This is a genomic window from Micromonospora desertarenae (genome assembly GCF_056150265.1).
Window position 1 is genome coordinate 12,071 of record NZ_JAXCFQ010000012.1, and the last position, 19,526, is coordinate 31,596.

17 protein-coding genes are annotated in these 19,526 nt (G+C 72.0%); 10 read left to right on the forward strand and 7 right to left on the reverse strand.

Features of this window, described 5'->3' with window-relative positions:
* Window positions 1-1,163 precede the first annotated feature (1,163 nt).
* The 4 genes from SM577_RS23035 (at window position 1,164) to mshC (ending at window position 4,698) form a co-directional block, all read left to right on the forward strand.
* A complete protein-coding gene (locus tag SM577_RS23035) occupies window positions 1,164-1,877 on the forward strand; it encodes an MSMEG_4193 family putative phosphomutase (RefSeq protein WP_474579842.1) in 714 nt (237 codons plus the stop codon).
* Between the two features lie 121 nt (window positions 1,878-1,998).
* The gene (locus SM577_RS23040; RefSeq protein WP_302922761.1) at window positions 1,999-2,577 is read left to right on the forward strand and encodes a DUF3090 domain-containing protein; all 579 of its coding nucleotides are present in this window, start codon (window positions 1,999-2,001) and stop codon (window positions 2,575-2,577) included.
* The gene (locus SM577_RS23045) at window positions 2,574-3,392 is read left to right on the forward strand and encodes an SCO1664 family protein (RefSeq protein ID WP_474579841.1); all 819 of its coding nucleotides are present in this window, start codon (window positions 2,574-2,576) and stop codon (window positions 3,390-3,392) included. Before SM577_RS23040 ends, SM577_RS23045 begins: the two co-directional genes overlap by 4 nt.
* A gap of 67 nt (window positions 3,393-3,459) precedes the next feature.
* Window positions 3,460-4,698 (forward strand): cysteine--1-D-myo-inosityl 2-amino-2-deoxy-alpha-D-glucopyranoside ligase, encoded by a 1,239-nt coding sequence (gene mshC / locus SM577_RS23050; protein WP_474579840.1) that lies wholly within the window; start codon window positions 3,460-3,462, stop codon window positions 4,696-4,698.
* A 113-nt stretch (window positions 4,699-4,811) separates the two neighbouring features.
* On the opposite strand, the gene SM577_RS23055 is transcribed toward mshC, so the two are convergent.
* Both SM577_RS23055 and SM577_RS23060 read right to left on the reverse strand, forming a co-directional pair.
* Complete coding sequence (locus tag SM577_RS23055; protein WP_474587949.1) at window positions 4,812-5,603, reverse strand: GntR family transcriptional regulator; 792 nt, start codon at window positions 5,601-5,603, stop codon at window positions 4,812-4,814.
* A gap of 206 nt (window positions 5,604-5,809) precedes the next feature.
* Window positions 5,810-6,679, reverse strand: a complete 870-nt coding sequence (locus SM577_RS23060) for a PAC2 family protein (RefSeq protein WP_302922757.1) — start codon at window positions 6,677-6,679, stop codon at window positions 5,810-5,812.
* A gap of 263 nt (window positions 6,680-6,942) precedes the next feature.
* On the opposite strand from SM577_RS23060, the gene metH reads away from it, so the two are divergent.
* Window positions 6,943-10,458, forward strand: a complete 3,516-nt coding sequence (metH, locus tag SM577_RS23065; RefSeq protein WP_474587950.1) for a methionine synthase — start codon at window positions 6,943-6,945, stop codon at window positions 10,456-10,458.
* Window positions 10,459-10,705: 247 nt separating this feature from the next.
* On the opposite strand, the gene SM577_RS23070 is transcribed toward metH, so the two are convergent.
* Genes SM577_RS23070 through SM577_RS23080 form a run of 3 tightly spaced genes read right to left on the reverse strand, consistent with a single transcriptional unit; the run spans window position 10,706 to window position 12,971 of the window.
* Entirely contained in the window at window positions 10,706-11,683 is a 978-nt protein-coding gene (locus SM577_RS23070; RefSeq protein WP_474579838.1) for an ABC transporter permease subunit, read from the reverse strand.
* Window positions 11,680-12,579, reverse strand: coding sequence for an ABC transporter ATP-binding protein (locus SM577_RS23075; protein ID WP_302922754.1), 900 nt, complete (start codon window positions 12,577-12,579; stop codon window positions 11,680-11,682). The genes SM577_RS23070 and SM577_RS23075 overlap by 4 nt, the downstream gene beginning before the upstream one ends.
* The gene (locus SM577_RS23080) at window positions 12,576-12,971 is read right to left on the reverse strand and encodes a GntR family transcriptional regulator (RefSeq protein WP_474579836.1); all 396 of its coding nucleotides are present in this window, start codon (window positions 12,969-12,971) and stop codon (window positions 12,576-12,578) included. The genes SM577_RS23075 and SM577_RS23080 overlap by 4 nt, the downstream gene beginning before the upstream one ends.
* A 462-nt stretch (window positions 12,972-13,433) precedes the next feature.
* On the opposite strand from SM577_RS23080, the gene SM577_RS23085 reads away from it, so the two are divergent.
* Window positions 13,434-14,120, forward strand: coding sequence for a Type 1 glutamine amidotransferase-like domain-containing protein (locus tag SM577_RS23085; protein ID WP_474587951.1), 687 nt, complete (start codon window positions 13,434-13,436; stop codon window positions 14,118-14,120).
* A gap of 447 nt (window positions 14,121-14,567) precedes the next feature.
* Here the strand turns inward: SM577_RS23085 and SM577_RS23090 are convergent, their stop codons facing one another.
* Window positions 14,568-15,146: a dienelactone hydrolase family protein gene (locus tag SM577_RS23090; RefSeq protein WP_474579834.1), complete on the reverse strand. Its 579-nt coding sequence runs from the start codon at window positions 15,144-15,146 to the stop codon at window positions 14,568-14,570.
* Between the two features lie 65 nt (window positions 15,147-15,211).
* Between SM577_RS23090 and SM577_RS23095 the strand changes: the two genes are divergently transcribed.
* On the forward strand, window positions 15,212-15,775 hold the full coding sequence (locus SM577_RS23095; RefSeq protein WP_302922750.1) for an ArsR/SmtB family transcription factor: 564 nt from the start codon (window positions 15,212-15,214) through the stop codon (window positions 15,773-15,775).
* A 118-nt stretch (window positions 15,776-15,893) separates the two neighbouring features.
* The gene (locus tag SM577_RS23100) at window positions 15,894-16,802 is read left to right on the forward strand and encodes an aminoglycoside phosphotransferase family protein (RefSeq protein ID WP_474579833.1); all 909 of its coding nucleotides are present in this window, start codon (window positions 15,894-15,896) and stop codon (window positions 16,800-16,802) included.
* A gap of 785 nt (window positions 16,803-17,587) precedes the next feature.
* Here the strand turns inward: SM577_RS23100 and SM577_RS23105 are convergent.
* Window positions 17,588-18,214, reverse strand: coding sequence for a class I SAM-dependent methyltransferase (locus tag SM577_RS23105; protein ID WP_474579832.1), 627 nt, complete (start codon window positions 18,212-18,214; stop codon window positions 17,588-17,590).
* A gap of 172 nt (window positions 18,215-18,386) precedes the next feature.
* Between SM577_RS23105 and SM577_RS23110 the strand changes: the two genes are divergently transcribed.
* Entirely contained in the window at window positions 18,387-18,611 is a 225-nt protein-coding gene (locus tag SM577_RS23110) for a hypothetical protein (protein WP_302922747.1), read from the forward strand.
* Window positions 18,612-18,930: 319 nt separating this feature from the next.
* On the forward strand, window positions 18,931-19,524 hold the full coding sequence (locus SM577_RS23115; RefSeq protein WP_474587952.1) for a hypothetical protein: 594 nt from the start codon (window positions 18,931-18,933) through the stop codon (window positions 19,522-19,524).
* The last annotated feature ends 2 nt before the right edge of the window (window positions 19,525-19,526 follow it).

Consider the following 19,526-nt stretch of genomic DNA (forward strand, 5'->3'; position numbering starts at 1 on the left):
CGCCAGGCAAGGACTGCCGCGGTCGTCAGGGGGATGTAACGACCGGCTGCCCGTCATCATTCCGCCAGGCCCGGGGTCTCACGCCGGCCGTGCCAGCGCCGGTGCCCCTTGCTCGATCGTCTGCAAGATATAACGCCCCCGACCCGGGCCCGATTCCGCCACCCGGATGCCACCGATCACACCTACGAACCCGACAAACACCCCACACCGGCACGGCGGCTCATGTGCCAGTCGGCAGTCGCCGGGATGATCGACTCCATGTCGCCGATATGGGGCCATCCCGACCCAGTTGACACCGCCACATCGGCGAAACGGCGCACGCCCTCCGGGTCGATACCGCCGCATCGGCGAAACGGTGCGGGCCCTCGGGGCGGACACCGCCACGTCGGCGAGACAGCGCAGCCCTTCGCGCACCCCGACACCCCCGTGCGCGGAATGTCTGGATGACCCGACCCACTGCCCGGCTCCACGAAGGGGTGAGCCCTCGGTGCGCGCTCGCCGATCAGCCCGCCCGGCACCGAGCCGCCCTCGGGCCCCCATGGCGGGGCGGACCCCAGAGAACGAGCGCCGGGACGTCTGGCCCTGCCAGGCGCGGCAACCAAGCGCATCCGCTGATACCTCTACGGCATATTGATGACACAGAGGCATCACCCTCACCGGACACCATGCCCACCCCAGACGACAACGTCCGCCCCGGCCAACCGCCGGCCGGCCATGGTGACGCACCCGACACAGGGCGAGCGAACGAGGTGGGCACGGCGATCGCCAACGCACCGTGACTACGTCACCGGCAGCCCCAGGACCAGGCGCGCGGACCCGGACCGCGACCAGACCCGGACCGCGACCAGGGCGGGCGCGCCGTAACCTCGCGAACGGACCCGGACCGCGGCACCGGTGGCCCCGTGACGAAGCGAATCTGGACCAGCAAACCGAGCAACCCCGCCGCGACCTCCCGCGCGGACCGGGACCACGACGCGGGTGTGGCCCGCCGTGACCGGCGCAGGGATCAAGCCTGACCGCCCGGAGCCGGTCACGGCGGGCCACACCCCCACCGCAACCACCCACCTCGCCAGGAACGCGTAGACAACGCGGAACGGCCGCACCGGAGAGCCAGAAGCCGGGCGCACCGGACGGCGGCGGACCTCGAGGTCCCAGGCCCTAGGGTGGTGACCGTGGCGACCCTTCTGCTTCTGCGACACGGCCGGACGACCGCGAACGCGGACGGTGGGCTGGCCGGCCGCCAGCCGGTCGAGCTGGACGACACCGGCCGGGCCCAGGCGACAGCGGTCGGTGAGCGGCTCCGGGCGGTGCCGCTGGCGGCGGTGGTGACCAGTCCGTTGATCCGCTGCCGGCAGACCCTCGAATTGGCGTTGCCGGAGGCGACCCCGGTCGTCGAGGAGGGCCTGATCGAGTGCGGTTACGGCAGCTGGGAGGGGCAGCCGTTGAAGAAGCTGGCCAAGGAGCCGCTCTGGCCGGTGGTGCAGCAGCATCCCAGCGCGGCGGTCTTCCCGGAGGGGGAGGCGATGGCGGCGATGGCGGCCCGCGCGGTGGCGGCGGTGCGTTCCTGGGACGCCCGGGTCACCGCCGAGCACGGCGCGGAGGCGGTCTGGCTGGCGTGCAGCCACGGCGACGTGATCAAGGCGATCGTGGCCGACGCGCTGGGCGTACACCTCGATCTGTTTCAGCGGATCGTGGCGGACCCGGCGTCGGTGACCGCGATCCGCTACACGCCGGTGCGCCCGTTCCTGCTGCGGCTCAACGACACCGGCGGTGACCTGGCCGGGCTGGTGCCGCCGCCGCGCAAGCGGCGCCGGCGGGCGGCCCGGGCGGCCGACTCGGACGCCGCGGTCGGCGGGGGCGCGGGGGCGTCGCGGTGAGCGCGGCGGGCGCGGTCCGGCCCGGGTCGGCCCGGCGGTACGGCGGGGTCGCCGGGGCGGGGGCGATTCGGGGTGTCGGTGGGGTGCGCGTTGCCGTTGCGGGCCGGATAGGGTCGTGGGTATGACCCACCAGGTGCACGCCTTCGAGCCGCCGGAGCGGTTCGTCGCCGGGACCGTCGGGCCGCCGGGGGATCGCACGTTCTTCCTCCAGGCGCGCGGCGGTGGCCGGCTGGTCAGCGTCGCGCTGGAGAAGGTCCAGGTGTCGTTGCTGGCCGAGAAGCTGGAGGAGCTGCTCTCCGAGGCGCAGCGCCGGTTCGGCGTCGAGCTGCCCGAGCCGGCCACCAGCGTCGGCGACAACGACCCGCTGGACACGCCGGTCGACGAGGAGTTCCGGGTCGGCACCCTCGGGCTGGCCTTCGACGTGGACACCGCCACCGTGGTGATCGAGGCGATCGCGGCCGGTGAGGCGGAGGCCGAGGTCGAGCTGGGCGAGCCCGACGACGACGAGGACGCCGACGACGACGAGCCCGACGACGACCTCGACCGGCTCCGGGTGCGGTTGACCCCGGAGGCGACGCGGCAGTTCATCGAACGGGCCCGGCGGGTGGTCAACGCCGGCCGGCCGCCCTGCCCGCTCTGCGGTCAGCCGCTGGACCCCGCGGGCCACCTCTGCCCGCGGCACAACGGTTACCACCGGTGACGTCGTCCGGGCTGCAACCCCGCCAGGACGGCGACGCCGCGCTCCGGCTGCTCCGTGACGGCGCGCTCGACCTCGAGGGCCGGCTGGTGGACGCCTCGAACACCACCCTGCGGGGGATCCTCACCCTGGACGGGGTGACCGCCCGCTGCGTCTACAAGCCGGTGCGGGGCGAGCGCCCGCTCTGGGACTTCCCGGACGGTACGCTGGCCGGTCGGGAGGTGGCCGCGTACCTGGTCTCCCGGGCCAGCGGCTGGGACCTGGTGCCGCCGACGGTGCTGCGCGAGGGCCCGTTCGGGCCGGGCTCGTGCCAGCTCTGGATCGACGAGCCGGCCGACGCGCAGCCGCTGGTCGGGTTCGTGCCGGCCGACGCGCTGCCGCCGCGCTGGTTCCCGATCGCCGCCGCCCGCGACGACGACGGCACCCCGTACGCGCTGGCGCACGCGGACGACCCGCGGCTGGCCCGGCTCGCGGTGCTCGACGCCGTGATCAACAACGCCGACCGCAAGGGCGGCCACGTGCTGGTCGGCCCGGACGACCGGATCTACGGCGTGGACCACGGGGTGAGCTTCCACGTCGAGGAGAAGCTGCGCACGGTGCTCTGGGGCTGGGCCGGCCGGCAGTTGCCGGCGGACGCGGTGGAGATGCTCGACGGGCTCGCCGGGCAGGTCGCCGGGGCGCTCGGCGCCGAACTGGCCGACCACCTGACGATCACCGAGATCGCCGAACTGGCCGCCCGGATCGACCGGCTGCGCGACACCGGCCGGTTCCCGCAGCCGCCCGAGGACTGGCCGGCGGTGCCCTGGCCGCCCATGTGAGCCGCTGTCGTGATGATCACCCCGGTGCTCGTCCTGCCCTGTCGTACCGCTGGTTAGGCTGGCAATCATGGAGTCTTGGGCGGGACATGAGGTGCCGCGGCTGCCCGGCAGGGGCGGGCCGCTGGCGTTGTTCGACTCGGCACGGCAGGGGGTCCACCCGAGCACGCCGGACGGCACAGCGACCATGTACGTCTGCGGCATCACCCCGTACGACGCCACCCACCTCGGTCACGCCGCCACCATGATCACGTTCGACCTGGTCCAGCGCGTCTGGCGGGACGCCGGGCTGAACGTGAAGTACGTGCAGAACGTCACCGACATCGACGACCCGCTGCTGGAGCGCGCGGCCCGCGACGGGGAGGACTGGAAAGTCCTCGCGATGCGGGAGACCGCCCTGTTCCGGGAGGACATGGAGGCGCTGCGGATGATCCCGCCGGCGCACTACGTGGGCGCGATCGAGTCGATCCCGGACATCGCCGAGAAGGTGCTGGTGCTGCTCAAGGACGGCGCCGCGTACCGGCTGGAGGACGGCACCGGCGACGTCTACTTCGACATCACCGCGGCGCCCCGGTTCGGCTACGAGTCCAACCTGTCCCGCGAGCAGATGTTGGAGATCTTCCCGGAGCGCGGCGGCGACCCGGAGCGGGCCGGCAAGCGCGACCCGCTCGACCCGCTGCTGTGGCGGGGCGCCCGTGAGGGGGAGCCGTCCTGGCCGGGCGGCGAGCTGGGCCCGGGCCGTCCGGGCTGGCACATCGAGTGCGCGGTCATCGCGCTGGGCCTGCTCGGCGACCGGATCGACGTGCAGGGCGGCGGCAACGACCTGCTCTTCCCGCACCACGAGTGTTCCGCCGCGCACGCCGAGCGGCTCACCGGCGAGGCGCCGTTCGCGACGCACTACACGCACGCCGGCATGATCGGCCTGGACGGCGAGAAGATGTCGAAGTCCCGGGGCAACCTGGTCTTCGTCTCCCGGCTGCGGGCCGACCAGGTGGATCCGATGGCGGTGCGGCTGGCGCTGCTGTCCGGGCACTACCGGGCCGACCGGTCCTGGACCGAGGACCTGCTCACCACCGCCCAGGAGCGGCTGGCCCGCTGGCGGCGGGCCGCCGCCGCGCCGGCCGGGCCGTCCGGGGCTGAGCTGCTGGCCGGCGTACGCGCCCGGCTCGCCGACGACCTGGACACTCCGGGGGCGCTGGCGCTCGCCGACGCCTGGGCCGAGCAGGCCCTCGCCGGCACCGCCGACGACCCGACCGCCCCCGCCCTCTTCGCCGACACCCTCGACGCCCTCCTCGGCATCCGCCTCTAACGACCCCCACCCCCACCCGGCCCCACCCGCTTGATCATGAAGTTGTTGCCGCGACACGCCGAGGCGGCAGGCGACTACTTCATGATCGCCGGACTGGAGCCGGGGAGGGGGAGTCAGGCGAGGGTGAGGCCGGGGTCGGGGTCCGGTTCGGGGGCCGGGGCGGGGATCCGGTACTCCTCGGTGAGCGTGGTGACCGGGCCGGGCCAGGTGGCCTGGGCGACCTCGATCGGCTTGCGGGCGCCGTCGTAGGCGACGTGCAGCAGGTGCAGCACCGGGGTGTCCGGGCGGATTTGCAGGATCTCCGCCTCCTCCCGGCTGGGCTGGCGGGCGCTGATCGTGTCGGTGGCCGAGACGTACCGCCGCCCGATGGCCTCCTCGGCCTCCTGGTAGAGCGGCCGGCCGTACGCCTCGCTGCGTTCCAGCGAGGTGCCGGCGGCGTCGGCGGGCAGGAACCAGGAGGCGCCGACCTCGACCGGGGAGTCCTCGGTGCGGACCAGGTGCCGGCGGCAGACCAGCTCGGTGCCGTCGGGCACGCCGAACGCGTCGGCCACCTCCGGCGGGGCCGGGGCGCGGCCGACCGAGACGAGCTGCTGCTTGTACCGGGCGGCGAGGTCGGTGTGGTAGCCGCGGAAGCCGCCGTACCGCCCCCGGGAGAGCCGGTTGAGCCGCCGCCGGGTGCCCCGGACGTACGTGCCGGAGCCGGGCTTGGTGATCAGGATGCCCTCGACCCGCAGCTGGTCGACGGCGCGTTGGACGGTCTGCTTCGCCACCCCGAACATCTCGGCGATGGCCGGGATGGACGGCAGCCGCTCGCCCGGCCCCCAGTCGCCGCGCCGCACCTGCGCCTTGAGCTGCGCGGCGATCTGCCGGTGCGGGAACTCGGCAGCGCCCGGATTGATCTGCATGCCCGCCTCCTCGATCACAGCTAGGTTCCTAGGATGGCCTAGCGGGTGTGACCGCGCCACCCCCGACACGCCGGAGCACCGCGCTTCGGCCCGGAAACCGCACCCGAGGCAGGCACCGCGGCGGTGAACCGTGGAACGTCGGGCGAGAAAACGACCGGACCCCGGAACGGCTGTCCGGGGCCCGGTTCGCGAAACGGGGGAGAGGGCTACCAGGAGCCGGCGGTCGGGCCGGCCGAGCCGCCGCGGCGGCGCAGGTACTTCTCGAACTCCTGGGCGATCTCGTCACCGGTCAGCGGGGTGATGCCGGCGTCGCCGACGCGCTCCTCCAACTCGCGCACGTACTCGCCCAGCTCGGCGTCCTGCTCGGCGGCGCTGCGCACCCGCTGCTCCCACTCGGCGGCCTCCTCGGCCAGGTCGGCCATCGGCACCGGCAGGTCGAGCACCTCCTCGACCCGGTGCAGCAGCGCGAGGGTGGCCTTCGGGCAGGGCGGGTTGTTGGCGTAGTGCGGCACGTGCACCCAGAACGAGACCGCGTCGACCTCGGCGCGGGTGCAGGCGTCGTGCAGCACCCCGACGATGCCGGTCGGCCCGTCGTAGCGGGTGGGGGTGAGCTGGTAGCGCTCGGCGGCCCGGGAGTCCGAGGCGCTGCCGCTGATCGGCAGCGGCCGGGTGTACGGCACGTCGGCCAGCAGCGCGCCGAGCAGCACCACCCGCTCGACCTCCAGGCTGTGGCAGATCTCCAGCACCTGCTCGCAGAAGGTGCGCCAGCGCATGCTCGGCTCGATGCCGCGGATCAGCACCACGTCGCGTTCGGTGCCCTCCGGGCTGGCCACCATGAACCGGGTGGTGGGCCACTGCACCCGGCGGGTCTCGCCGTCGGCCATCGTGATGGTGGGCCGGCTGACCTGGAAGTCGTAGAAGTCCTCCGGGTCCAGCTCGGTGACCTGCCGGGCGTTCCACACCTGCTCCAGGTGTTCAACTGCGGCGGTGGACGCGTCCGCGGCGTCGTTCCAGCCCTCGAACGCGGCGATGGCCACCGGGGACCGCAGCACCGGCAGTCCGTCGAACTCGGTCACGCCGTCACCTCTCCCTGCTGGTCGCGGACGGTGCCGGGGCCGCGCCCGGTGTCCCGCCGGCCGGGCGCGGGGGCGCTGCTGTAGTCCTTCACGTCCGCCAGCCTACGTCCAGGGGCGGGGCGCGGCCCGGTGGCCGCGCCGGTCGGCAGGCGTGAAGCAACCGGCATAAGCCTACAGACCGGACAGGGTGATCCGGCTGACAGTATCTGGGACGGGGGTATGGGCCGCGACGCGGTCGGGGCCGGCACACTAACCTGAACGGCGTGCGGACTTCGTTGCTCGACGTACTGGCAGAGCGGATCCTGATCGCCGACGGCGCGATGGGGACGATGCTACAGGCGGCCGACCTGACCCTTGACGACTTCGAGGGCCACGAGGGCTGCAACGAGGTCCTCAACGTGACCAGGCCGGACGTGGTCCGCGGCGTGCACGAGGCCTACCTCGCCGCCGGGGCCGACTGCGTCGAGACCAACACCTTCGGCGCCAACCTGGCCAACCTCGGCGAGTACGACATCGCCCACCGGATCCGGGAGTTCTCCGAGGCCGGCGCGCGGATCGCCCGCGAGGCGGCCGACGCGTTCGCCACGCCGGAGCGGCCCCGCTTCGTGCTCGGCTCGATCGGTCCCGGCACCAAGCTGCCCACCCTGGGGCACGCCGACTACGCCACCCTGCGCGACGCGTACCGGGAGAACGCCGCCGGCCTGATCGCCGGCGGCGCGGACGCCCTGATCATCGAGACCTGTCAGGACCTGCTCCAGGTCAAGGCGGCGGTGGTCGGCGCGAAGCGGGCGATGGCCGAGCTCGGGTCGACCGTGCCGATCATCTGCCACGTCACCGTCGAGACCACCGGCACCATGCTGCTGGGCAGCGAGATCGGCGCGGCGCTGACCGCGATCGAGCCGCTCGGGGTGGACCTGATCGGGCTGAACTGCGCCACCGGCCCGGCCGAGATGAGCGAGCACCTGCGCTACCTCTCCCAGCACGCCGGGCTGAGGCTGTCGGTGATGCCGAACGCCGGCCTGCCGCAGCTGACCGCCGACGGGGCGGTCTACCCGCTCACCCCGGTCGAGCTGGCCGACGCGCTGGAGCGGTTCGTCGCCGACTACGGCGTGTCGCTGATCGGCGGCTGCTGCGGCACCACGCCGGAGCACATCCGGGTGGTCGCCGAGCGGTTGCACGGCGCCCGGCCCGGGGCCCGCGAGCCCCGGCACGACGCCGGCGTCTCGTCGATCTACCACCACGTGCCCTTCGCCCAGGACGCCAGCGTGCTGATGGTGGGGGAGCGGACCAACGCCAACGGCTCCAAGGCGTTCCGCGAGGCGATGCTGGCCGCCGACTGGCAGGCCTGTGTGGAGATCGCCCGCAGCCAGGCCCGGGACGGCTCGCACCTGCTGGACCTCTGCGTCGACTACGTCGGCCGGGACGGCACGACGGACATGCGCGAACTGGCCGGCCGGTTCGCCACCGCGTCCACCCTGCCGATCATGCTGGACTCCACCGAGCCGGCCGTGATCGAGGCGGGCCTGGAGATGCTCGGTGGCCGGTGCGTGGTCAACTCGGTGAACTTCGAGGACGGCGACGGCCCCGGGTCCCGCTACGCCCGGGTCATGCCGGTGGTCGCCGAGCACGGCGCCGCGGTGGTCGCGCTGCTCATCGACGAGGAGGGCCAGGCCCGCACCCGGGAGTGGAAGGTACGCGTCGCCGAGCGGCTGATCGAGGACCTGACCGGCCGCTGGGGCCTGCGCCGCTCCGACATCCTCATCGACGCGCTGACCTTCCCGATCGCCACCGGCCAGGAGGAGACCCGGCGGGACGGCATCGAGACCATCGAGGCGATCCGGGAGATCGCCACCCGCTGGCCGGGGGTCAACTTCACCCTGGGCATCTCCAACGTCTCGTTCGGGCTCAACCCGGCCGCCCGGCAGGTGCTCAACTCGGTCTTCCTGCACGAGTGCGTGCAGGCCGGGCTGACCTCGGCGATCGTGCACGCCAGCAAGATCCTGCCGATGTCGAAGATCCCCGACGAGCAGCGCGAGGTCGCCCTCGACCTGGTCTACGACCGCCGGCGCGAGGGCTACGACCCGGTGCAGCGGTTCATCGAGATCTTCGAGGGCGTGGACGCCGCCTCGGCGCGCGCCGGCCGGGCCGAGGAACTGGCCGCGCTGCCGCTGGAGGAGCGGCTCAAGCGGCGGATCATCGACGGCGAGCGCAACGGCCTGGAGGCCGACCTGGACGCCGCCATGGCCGGCGGCCGGACCCCGCTGTCGATCATCAACGACATCCTGCTGGACGGGATGAAGGTGGTCGGCGAGCTGTTCGGCTCCGGGCAGATGCAGCTGCCGTTCGTGCTCCAGTCCGCCGAGGTGATGAAGACCGCGGTGGCGTACCTGGAACCGCACATGGAGAAGGCCGACGACGGCGGCAAGGGCCGCATCGTGCTCGCCACCGTGAAGGGCGACGTGCACGACATCGGCAAGAACCTGGTGGACATCATCCTGTCCAACAACGGCTACGAGGTGGTGAACATCGGCATCAAGCAGCCGATCACCGCGATCCTCGACGCCGCCGAGGAGCACCGGGCCGACGCCATCGGCATGTCCGGGCTGCTGGTCAAGAGCACGGTCATCATGAAGGAGAACCTCGCCGAGATGGCCTCGCGCGGGGTCGCGGAGCGCTGGCCGGTGCTGCTCGGTGGGGCGGCGCTGACCCGGGCGTACGTCGAGGACGACCTGCGGTCGATGTTCCCCGGGCAGGTGCACTACGCGCGGGACGCGTTCGAGGGTCTGTCCCTGATGGACCGGGTGATGGCCGCCAAGCGCGGCGGCGCGCCGGTGATCGACGCGGAGCGGGAGGCGGCGCTGGCGGCCCGGCGGGCGCGCCGGGAGCGGCAGCGGGCCATCGTCAACGAGTCGCTGCCGGAGCTGGACGACGCGTCGGTCCGCTCCGACGTGGCCACCGACGTCGAGGTGCCCACCCCGCCGTTCTTCGGCACCCGGGTGGTCAAGGGCGTGCCGCTGGCCGACTACGCGGCGCTGCTCGACGAGCGGGCCACCTTCCTCGGGCAGTGGGGCCTGCGCGGCGCCCGGGGCGGCAAGGGACCCTCCTACGAGGAGCTGGTGGAGACCGAGGGCCGGCCGCGGCTGCGCTACTGGCTGGACCGGCTGATCGCCGACAAGGTGCTGGAGGCGGCCGTGGTCTACGGCTACTTCCCCGCCTACGCCGAGGGCAACGACCTGGTGGTGCTGGACGAGAACGGGCACGCCGAGCGGGCCCGGTTCTCCTTCCCCCGGCAGCGGCAGGAGCGGCGGCTGTGCCTGGCCGACTTCTTCCGGCCCCGCGGCGACCAGCTGGACGTGGTGGCCCTGCAACTGGTCACCGTCGGCCAACCGGTCAGCGAATACGCGGCGAAGCTGTTCGCCCGTAACGAGTACCGCGACTACCTGGAGGTGCACGGGCTGTCGGTGCAGCTCACCGAGGCCCTGGCCGAGTACTGGCACAAGCGGGTCCGTGCCGAGCTGACGCTGCCGGGTGGCCGTACGGTCGCCGACGACGACCCGGCCGACCTGGCCGGCCTGCTGCGCACCGACTACCGCGGCTGCCGGTACGCGTTCGGCTACCCCGCCTGCCCGGACCTGGAGGACCGGGCGAAGGTGGTGGAGCTGCTCGGCGCCGAGCGGATCGGGGTGCAGCTGTCGGAGGAGTTCCAGCTCATCCCGGAGCAGGCCACCGACGCGATCGTGGTGCACCACCCGGAGGCCAGCTACTTCAACGCCAAGTGACGACCGCGGGCGTTTTGACCTGCGGCGAGAACTCGTCACGGCCCTGATGGGCTCCCCCACGGGGGTGTGGACACCCCGAGACTGGATCTTGAGTCCAGAGGAAGGGGTGTCCCCCCGTTGGGGCGCCCATCGAAGTACCCGCAAGAGTTTCGGCGCGACGCGGTTGACCTGGTGCGCTCGTCCCGGCGGCCGATCATCGGGGTCGCGCGCGTGTCAACCAGGACCGTGAACGCTTGTGGTCAGGGCACTAGATCCTGCGGCGCCGTACCCGCCACACCACCACACCGATCAGGACCGCCGCGACGGCGAGGAACAGGGCCGCCTCGATGAGCTGGAACGTCCAGAACCGGTCGGCCGGGTGGTAGACGTTGAACTGCTGGATGCCCCGCGCGTGCAGGAACTGGTTGAGGTTGGTGCCGGCCCGGTTGGCGGCGGCCTCCAGCTCGTAGTACTCGGTCCAGCTCAGCCTGCGCCCGGTGGCGTCTGCGTAGCCGTGTTCGATCATCCAGGAAGCGTTGCTGGGCACGGGCCCGTGCCCAGCCTGGTCCTTCGAGCCGCCGACGGGGATCGGCTCCATGGTGGTGAGCGGCGTGGCGTACGCGGGACGGGCCAACAGCGCCACCGGCATCCGGACGGCGAGGAACGCCCCGAACGCGACGCCGAACGCGGGCAGGCTGCGCCGCAGGATCGCCCCGGCGGCGGTGGCGACGCCGAACGCGAACAGCGCGTACGCCACCGGAACAAGTCCCTCCAGGTCGAAGGCGTCGTACTGGAACCGCCCTTCCCACGCGTCGAAGGGCTGACGGAACCAGGTGACCACCGCGGTGAACATCCCGGTGAGCGCGACGGTGACGCCGGCCAGTGCCGCGAGCTTGGCCGCCAGCCAGCGCATCCGCGGCACGGCCTGCGTCCAGGCGAGCTGCCAGGTGCCGTCCTCCAGTTCGCGCGCGAGCAGTGGCGCACCGAGGAACGCACCGATGACGACGGGGACCAGATAGAAGCCCGCCAGGAGGTTCTCGACGTACCCGTACTCCTCGTCGAGCCGACGGAAGGAGGCCGCGCAGGCCTCGTTGCTGCCGGCCTCTCCCGCGCACCGGGCGGGACCGCCGGGGAACAGGTCGTGGGCCTGCGTCCCGAGCACGAGCAGGGCGATGCCGAACGTGCCGACAAGCAGACCCAGGACACAGACCTCGGTCCGGTGCTGGCGCCAGATCAACCACGTCATGCCGCCACCCCCGAGGTGACCGCGGCGCTCGGCTCGGACGGCCGGCGCAGGTACGCCAGCACCAGGTCCTCCAGCGCGACCGGCCGCGCCTGCCACCCGGGCGCGGCCGGGATCGCGCCGTCGCGTACCAGCAGGGTCGTGTGCCGGTCGCTGTGGACGGCCTCCACGACGGCGCCGGCCCGGTCGAGGTCGGTGGCCGTGCGCGGGCCGACGAGCAGCCGGTGCTCGGCGAGGAGGGTGTCGATGTCACCGGTGAGCGTGACCCGGCCGTGGTTGAGCACGACCAGGTGGTCGCAGACGCGCTCGAGCTCGTGCACGACGTGGGAGGAGAACAGGACGGTCACCCCGCCTTCGGCCACGGCGCCCATGAGGACCTGCAGGAACTCGTGCCGGGCCAGCGGGTCGAGGCTGGCCACCGGCTCGTCGAGGACAAGCAGGTCCGGCCGCTTCGCCAGGGCCAGAGCCAACGCGACCTGGGCCTGCTGCCCGCCGGAGAGCGTACCGGCCCTGCGGTCGAGCGGGATGCCCAGCTTCGCCAGCCGGCGCTCGGCCAGCCCCTGGTCGAACCGCAGGTTGCAGGCCCGGCCGAAGCGGAGCATCTCGGCGACGGTGAAGCGCTTGTACAGCGGGTGGTCCTGGGCCAGGAACCCGACCCGGGACAGAGTTTGCGGGGTGCTGGCGGTGACGTCGTGGCCGAGGACCTCCACCGTGCCGGTGCTCGGTGCCAGCAACCCGACGACCAGGCGCAGCAGCGTGGTCTTGCCCGCGCCGTTCGGCCCGACCAGGGCGATCACGCCGCCCGCCGGCAGGGCCAGGGTGCAGTCGCGCAGCGCCCAGCCCTTCCGGTACCGCTTGCCCACACCGTCGGTGCGCAGCGCGAACTCGGTCCCTGTCACGCCACGTCCTCATTCCTCGTCTGGTGGTGGACGGAAGTAAAAAGCGCGTTGACCGCCTGCTCGTCGAGGCCGGCCGCGTAGGCGCGGCGCAGCCAGGTCGCCAGGCCGCGGCGCAGCGACGTGTACGTCGATGCCGGCATCACGGCCGACTGCTGTTCATTGACGAACGTGCCCTGGCCGGGACGGCCGGTGACCAGGTTCTCCTGCTCCATCTGCCGGTACGCCTTGGCGACGGTGTTCGGGTTGATCGCCAGGTCCTCGACCACCTCGCGGATGAGCGGGAGGCGGTCCCCGGGTTGGAGAAAGCCCAGCAGCACCGCCTGGCGGACCTGCTGGACGAGTTGCAGGTACGGCGGCACGCCGGAGTGGGTGTCGAGCCGGAAGACGAACACGGTAGCCCCTTACTGCTTTCCTAGTAGCATAGTAAAGCAGTAAGTTGGGCGGTCAAGAGGGTCGACGGGCCCGCACGACCTCGGCACCACATCCGGGCGCACGCCTGCCCCGACCGCCGGCGGGTACCCGCGCGCTCGGGGCGCCGGCGGCCGGCCGGGCCGCGCGGCCACGAGCCCGCGCGGCGTAGGGGAGCGCACGCCGGCCGCGTCGGCGAGCTGCCGGCGGTCGCGGGGTTGCGGCTACTGCGCCTCCGGCGGGGCGCTCCGGCTCGAACTGCGAACGAATCGCCGGTAAAGGCGTGGCATCGGACCTGTGTCGTCGTGCGGGCGGAGGCAGTTGACGGTTGGACCGCCGCCAGCGGATGATCCATCGATGTGTCGCTCGGGTTAGCCGGCCGGGACGCTGGTCCTCATGGACAACATGACCGCCGTCATGCGGTGGCTTCAGGAGAGCGGATTTTGATGAAGTTCCTTCTCACGTCCTCGGGCATCGGTAACCCGAGCATCTCCGACGCGCTCGTCGACCTGCTCGGCAAGCCGATCGCCGAGTCCACGGCCCTGTTCATCCCCACCGGTGTCTACCCCTTTCCCGGCGGCGGTGCGAGGGCATGGAAGGCGATTCACGGCCAGGCTTCGATCCCGCTGTGCCAGCTGGGTTGGAAATCCCTGGGGCTGTTGGAGCTCACCGCGCTGCCGACCATCCGAGAAGAGAACTGGGTCCCGGCGGTCCGGGAGGCCGATGCCCTCCTCGTCTGGGGCGGCGACGTGCTGTACCTGACCTACTGGCTGCGCCGGTCGGGCCTGGCTGACCTCCTGCCGTCGCTGAGTGACACGGTTTATGTGGGCGTCAGCGCCGGGAGCATCGCGGTCACCCCGTACAACTGCGACGCCGAATTCGACCTTGGATTCGTCCCTGACGGCAGCGACATGGCGCAGGGCGCCGACCGGGCGCTGGGGCTGGTGGATTTCACGCTGTACCCCCACCTCAACCATCCGGACATGGAGGACGCCAAGCTGTCCGACATCCAGAAGTGGGCGTCCGGAATCCCGGTCCCGACCTACGCCATCGACGACAACACCGCCATCAAGGTGGTCGATGGCACCGTTGACGTCATCTCCGAAGGCGACTGGAGACTGATCAACCCGTGACCGAGATGTCCCTTCAGCCGAGCCAGCCCTACACAGGGCAGGTCCACAACTCGCGAACACAGCAATCGGCCGAAGAGACGTGGGCCCGATAAAGGCGAGCCCTTCCTTCCTGTCGACGGTGAGGACTTACTTCCCGCGCCACCACACCGCCAGCATTCCCACGAGCCCTACGAGGACGACACATCCCAGCCCGGCGCAGAGCAAGAGCGCCGCGCCGGCAAATGCTCCACTGTCCACGGCCGGACTCTAGCTTGCGGGCAGGGTCGTGCCCGATCCGTGCCCGATGCAGCGGTCAACAGGGGTACGACTCGATGCGGCACAGTCCCGTCAACCACGTGTCCGCCAACTGAGGTGCGACCGGTCAGCGGCCCGGAGGCGGCAGGTTGGCCACCGACGAGACGTGCTGTCCGGCGGAGGCCTGGATGAAGCGTGGGCCAGCTGGTCGGGTCACGCCGGTCTGACGGTGGCGAGGAACGCCCGCACCCGCTCCATGAGCAGCGCGGACGCCTCCGGGTCGTACCCGGCGAGCGAGGAGTCGGCGAAGAGGTGCTGGTCGCCGGGGTAGACGAACAGCTCGGCGTTCGCCGTGGAGCCGGCGAGTTCGCGTGCGGCCGGCAGGTCCTCGTCGAAGAACTCGTCGTCCTCCTTGCCGTGGATCTGCACCGGCACGCCCTCGGGCCACGTCTCGCCGAACTCCGCGACCGGGAGGCAGGAGTCGATGAGGAGTGCCCCGCGGGCGCCGGGCCGGGTCTGCGCGAGCCGCTGGGCGATCGTCACGCCGAAGGAGAATCCGGCGTAGACGAGCCCGGCACCGAGTTCGTCGGCTGCCGCGATGCCGCGCTCCCGGAGCGTGTCGAATCCCACCTCTCGCGCGAATCCGAACCCTTCCTCGATGCTGCCGAACGTGCGGCCGTCGAACAGGTCCGGTGTGTGCACGGTGTGCCCGTCCTGTCGGAGGCTGTCGGCGAAGCTCCGGACCCCGTCGGTCAGGCCCTGGATGTGGTGGTACAGCAGCACGTCGGCCATGGCGTCGCACTCCTCGCGAACGATCGAACTTTTTGGAACGTTCCGCGATGCTAGTCTGTTACGCCATGGCGGACAACCCCCCGGACTACGAGCTTGCCGATCGGATGGCGCTGACCAGACCGGACCAGGTGAAGGCCATCGGCCACCCGCTCCGCACGGTGATCCTGCAGCTCCTCCACGAGCGGGCCGCGACCGTCACCGAGCTCGCGGCCGCGGTCGAGCGCCCCAAGAGCACCGTCGCGCACCACGTGGACGTGCTCGCCCGGAGCGGCCTGCTCCAGGTGGTGCGCACGCGGAAGGTGCGGGCGATCGAGGAGCGCTTCTACGGGCGCACCGCGCGCATGTTCTACGTGGCAGCCGAGCCATCGCCCGCCGGTGGGCAGATGCCGGGCGACTTCAACGACTTCGAGGTGGCTGCACGCGAGTCCGCGAACGCGTTCGAGCAGGGCAAGCTCTGGGGCTTCATCCGGCATGCGCGCATCTCGGAGGACCAGGCCGCCCAGTTCTGGGACCAGATGGCGGAACTGGTCGATGCGTTCGACCGGATGCCGAGGTCCGGCGAGACCATGTACGGGTTCGCGATCGGCATCTACCCCACCGACCACCCGACCCTGCCGGCGGCGGAGTGACCACCGACTCGACGTTGACAGTGCGTGATCGCGCGGATCGCGGCAATTGGGCGGTTGCCTCGGTGCGCGCTGCGGAAAGTCAGTCGCTCGCCGCGGAATCCCAGGGAAAGATCTTGGCATGACCATCCACCAGGACGAGGTCCGGGTCGACGAGGGCGTTGTCAGGTCGCTGCTGGATGAGCAGTGCCCACAGTGGGCCGGGCTGCCGCTGTCGCCAGCGGGTGCCGGCACCGACAACGTCATGTACCGGCTGGGCAGTGACCTGCTCGTGCGGCTCCCGCGAACCGCTGACAAGGCGCGGTCCCTGCGCAAGGAGCAGGAATGGCTGCCCCGGCTGGCGCCGCTGGTGGCATGCTCGGTCCCGGAGCCGGTGCATGCCGGCATGCCCGCCGCCGGCTATCCGCTCCCTTGGTCGATCTACCGGTGGATCGACGGCGACGAGGCCGGGCCGGACACCGTCCAGGACTGGTCGGCCTTCGGCGCTGATCTGGCGGCCGTCGTGCGGGACCTGCACGGTATCGACCTCATGGGGGCGACCCGCACGGGCGACCTGAGTTGGTACCGCGGCGGACATCTGCGGGCCTGCGACGAGTGGATCAGCAGGTGTCTCCGGGACTGCCGAGCCACCGTCGGCGGGGACATCGACGTCGGGACGCTGGAACGGTTGTGGCGCGAAGCGCTCGCCCTGCCCGAACCCTCCGGACCCCAGGTGTGGCTGCACGGCGATCTCAAGCCCACCAACCTCCTGGTGCGGGACGGCAGGTTGCACGCGGTCATCGACTTCGGCGGCCTGTCGATCGGCTTGCCCGACGCCGAGCACTCCACGGTGTGGGACCTACCGTCCGAAGCGCGACACACGTACTGGGACGCCCTGGGCCTCGACGAGCTGACCTGGACGCGCGCCCGCGCCTGGGCCATCGCGGTGGGCGCCAGCGGCATCTCGTACTACTGGCACACCTACCCCGCTTTCGTCGCCGAGTGTCGAAGCCGTCTCCAGGCGATCCTCGCCGACGCAGCCACCCGCTGAGCACGGCCGGACGTACCCGCCCTTCCACCGGCCAGGTGGGGCCGGGGCCGGCCGTACGATGACGGTGTGAATCAAGCCGTTTCGCCCTGCCACTGCATCCTCTGTCACGAGTACGGCGACACGGACGACGGACACCCCATGGAGCTGACGACGATCGGACACGTCCAGCAGCACGGCTGGAGCGTGGTGACGATCCCCGACGATGACAAGGGGCCCGGCTGGCGTACACGATCGGGCTGTGGCACACCGGTTTCACTGGGACCGGGACAGCGAAGACCACCTGCACCAACGGCAGCCTCAGCTCTGGAAGCGGCCTGCGGATCACCCGACCGGCGTCTGGACGCAGGATCTCTGAATCGTCGAGTCGGATGTGCCAGGCACGTCCGAGACGCCCAGCGCAACGATCTCCTGGTGGTGTCAGGCGTGCTCGGCAAGCCATCGCTCGATCACGACGAAGTCCGGGTCGGACAGTCCGGCCCGCGGGTCGACGCGTGCAGGAGTGCCGGTCCGGGATGGTGAGCCGCCCACCGTGCGTCGGGTTGAGCCTGGACAGGAGCGGATTGGACATGTCCTCCGGTGCGGCGGTCGCGGCAACCCTGACTGCACCCCCTTCGGGGTCCTTCGGCGAATCCCCGCCAAACGGAATGAGTGGTCCGTCGACGTCGAGGAAGAGCAAGGGACGCTCGGCACCAGCGGTCACCGTCGCACGATAGCGATCCCTCTCTGCGAGCGTCACCCATCGAGTGAAGCCGGCCTGGCGCCATCACGTGGACCCGCCGGTGGGGTCAGCTCTGTGGCCGTCGTGCCCAGAACAGTGCGTGACCGCTGTCCCCCTCCGGGACGAAGTCCTCGGCGGTGACCTCCAGTCCCGCCCGATGCAGCCAGGAACGGTAGGTCGAGGCGCCAGCTTGGCTCCACCACATGGCGGCCGGACCACCGAGCCAGTTGTCCTCGGTGCCGGTCCAGGCGCTGGTGCCGACGGTGGTCAGCAGCCAGCCCCCGGGCCGTAGCCAGGTGGCGATCCGCCCGATGAGCCGCGGTTGGTCGGTCAGGGGCATGTGGATCAGGGTGTAGAGGCAGACCACGGCGTCGAACGAGGCCGGCGGCAGGTCCAGTCGGGTGGCGTCAGCGCGGCGGAAGGTGCCGGTCGGCACCAGGCGGCGGGCCCGCTCGATCTGCACGTCGCTGATGTCGATGCCGGTGACGCGGTGGCCGGCGCTGGCGAGGGAACGGGCGACCGGCACGCCACAGCCGCATCCGAGGTCGAGGACCGTCGCCGAGGCCGATAGCCGTCCGTGCAGGTCGTCGAGCCAGGGACCGTACTGGCCGTCGGCGGCATCGTCCGCCCGGTAGTGGTAGGAGAGTTCGTCGTATCCGCGTCGGACCAGGTCACGCGGGTCACTGCCGCCCATCCTGGCGAGGCTACGAGTCTCGGGGCCGCTTGCCGATCCGTTTCTGGCGAGCGGAGCAGCCGCACCAGCACCGCGGATCAGGTCAGGCGTCTCGCGTGGACCCGAGCGTGCCGGCCGTGCAACCGAATCCACCTCGGCACGCATCCAGGCGTTGAAGGCCGCACGGATGGGAGTGATCGGTGGACGTTTCGAGTACGGGCTGCGGGCTCGGCGGTGGGGCCGGTTCGGACCGCGCGACGGGCGGGTCGACCCGATGACCCGGCGCATCGAGCACGACGGCGTGATGGTCGTCGCCTGGCGCGTCCTGCTCGGCCTCGCCGCCGCCGGCGTCGTCGGCATCGTCGTCGCCGCCGGGTGGGCCCTGACCTGGCTGGTCAGCCGGGCCGGCGGCGGGTGACAGGTCGGGTGCCGGCCGAGCGGAGGTACGGCCGGCCGCGGCGACGGCGGGGCGGTGCGCCGCGGCGGCCGCCCCTACGATGGCGCGGTGCTGCTCACCGACTGGCTGCCCGACGTCTGGGCGCGGACCCGGGCGGTACGCGTCCTCGACGGCGGTCTGGACGGCGGGCCGCTGGCCGACCGCGCCGTGCTGGCCGAGACGCGCGACCCCGTCCGGCTGGCCCGGATGCGGCAACTCACCACGGTCGGCCGGTTCACCGGGCGACGTCTGCCGCTGCCTGAACGGCCCCACCCTGGCCCTGTACGGCGTCGACGACGAGTTGCTCGGCAGCGCCACCCTGCATGGGCACGGCAGCGTCTCGTGGCAGCGGTCCAGGTTCGCCGACGACCTCGAGGTCGCCGAGCCGCGGGCGTTGACGCTCTTCCTGGCCGAGTGCGGGTTGAGCGGTCTGCTCGTCGACCTGCTCGGTCCGCTCGTGACCACCCTCGGGTTCGACGAGGCGCCGGACGGGCCGCAGTTCCGCCCGGTCGGGGCGCCGGGGGTGCTGGTCGGGCGGGAGGTGCCCCTGGTGCTTCGGGACTTCCTGGTCGGCGTCGCCGGCGACACCGCCGCCCGGCTTCCCCAGGACCGGGTACGCCGACTCGCCGAGCGGCTGGCCGCGGCGGAACCGGATCCGGTGGCCCGGGCGGGTGCGCTGCTGGCGTGGCTGGGCCGGCTGCCGTACCCGACGGAGGCGCTGTGGGGTGAGGGCGTTCTGGTGCGGCGGCTGCTCGCGGCGCTGCCGGTCGCCGACATCGTGGCGGCGACGGCGTCGGGCGGCCCGGTGGTGGTGCTCGGGGCGCTGAACTGGGCGGCCCACCAGCCGGACGATCGCGTGTTGGCCGCCGTGATCGCGCCGGCGCTGCTCGGCTGATC

What these genes read in the sequence shown, in the direction of transcription:
- SM577_RS23040 (WP_302922761.1), top strand. Translation starts at nt 1,999, where the DNA reads ATGACCCACCAGGTGCACGCCTTCGAGCCGCCGGAGCGGTTCGTCGCC.
- mshC (WP_474579840.1), top strand. Translation starts at nt 3,460, where the DNA reads ATGGAGTCTTGGGCGGGACATGAGGTGCCGCGGCTGCCCGGCAGGGGC.
- SM577_RS23055 (WP_474587949.1), bottom strand. Translation starts at nt 5,603, where the DNA reads ATGCAGATCAATCCGGGCGCTGCCGAGTTCCCGCACCGGCAGATCGCC.
- SM577_RS23070 (WP_474579838.1), bottom strand. Translation starts at nt 11,683, where the DNA reads ATGACGTGGTTGATCTGGCGCCAGCACCGGACCGAGGTCTGTGTCCTG.
- SM577_RS23085 (WP_474587951.1), top strand. Translation starts at nt 13,434, where the DNA reads ATGAAGTTCCTTCTCACGTCCTCGGGCATCGGTAACCCGAGCATCTCC.
- SM577_RS23090 (WP_474579834.1), bottom strand. Translation starts at nt 15,146, where the DNA reads ATGGCCGACGTGCTGCTGTACCACCACATCCAGGGCCTGACCGACGGG.
- SM577_RS23095 (WP_302922750.1), top strand. Translation starts at nt 15,212, where the DNA reads ATGGCGGACAACCCCCCGGACTACGAGCTTGCCGATCGGATGGCGCTG.
- SM577_RS23100 (WP_474579833.1), top strand. Translation starts at nt 15,894, where the DNA reads ATGACCATCCACCAGGACGAGGTCCGGGTCGACGAGGGCGTTGTCAGG.
- SM577_RS23105 (WP_474579832.1), bottom strand. Translation starts at nt 18,214, where the DNA reads ATGGGCGGCAGTGACCCGCGTGACCTGGTCCGACGCGGATACGACGAA.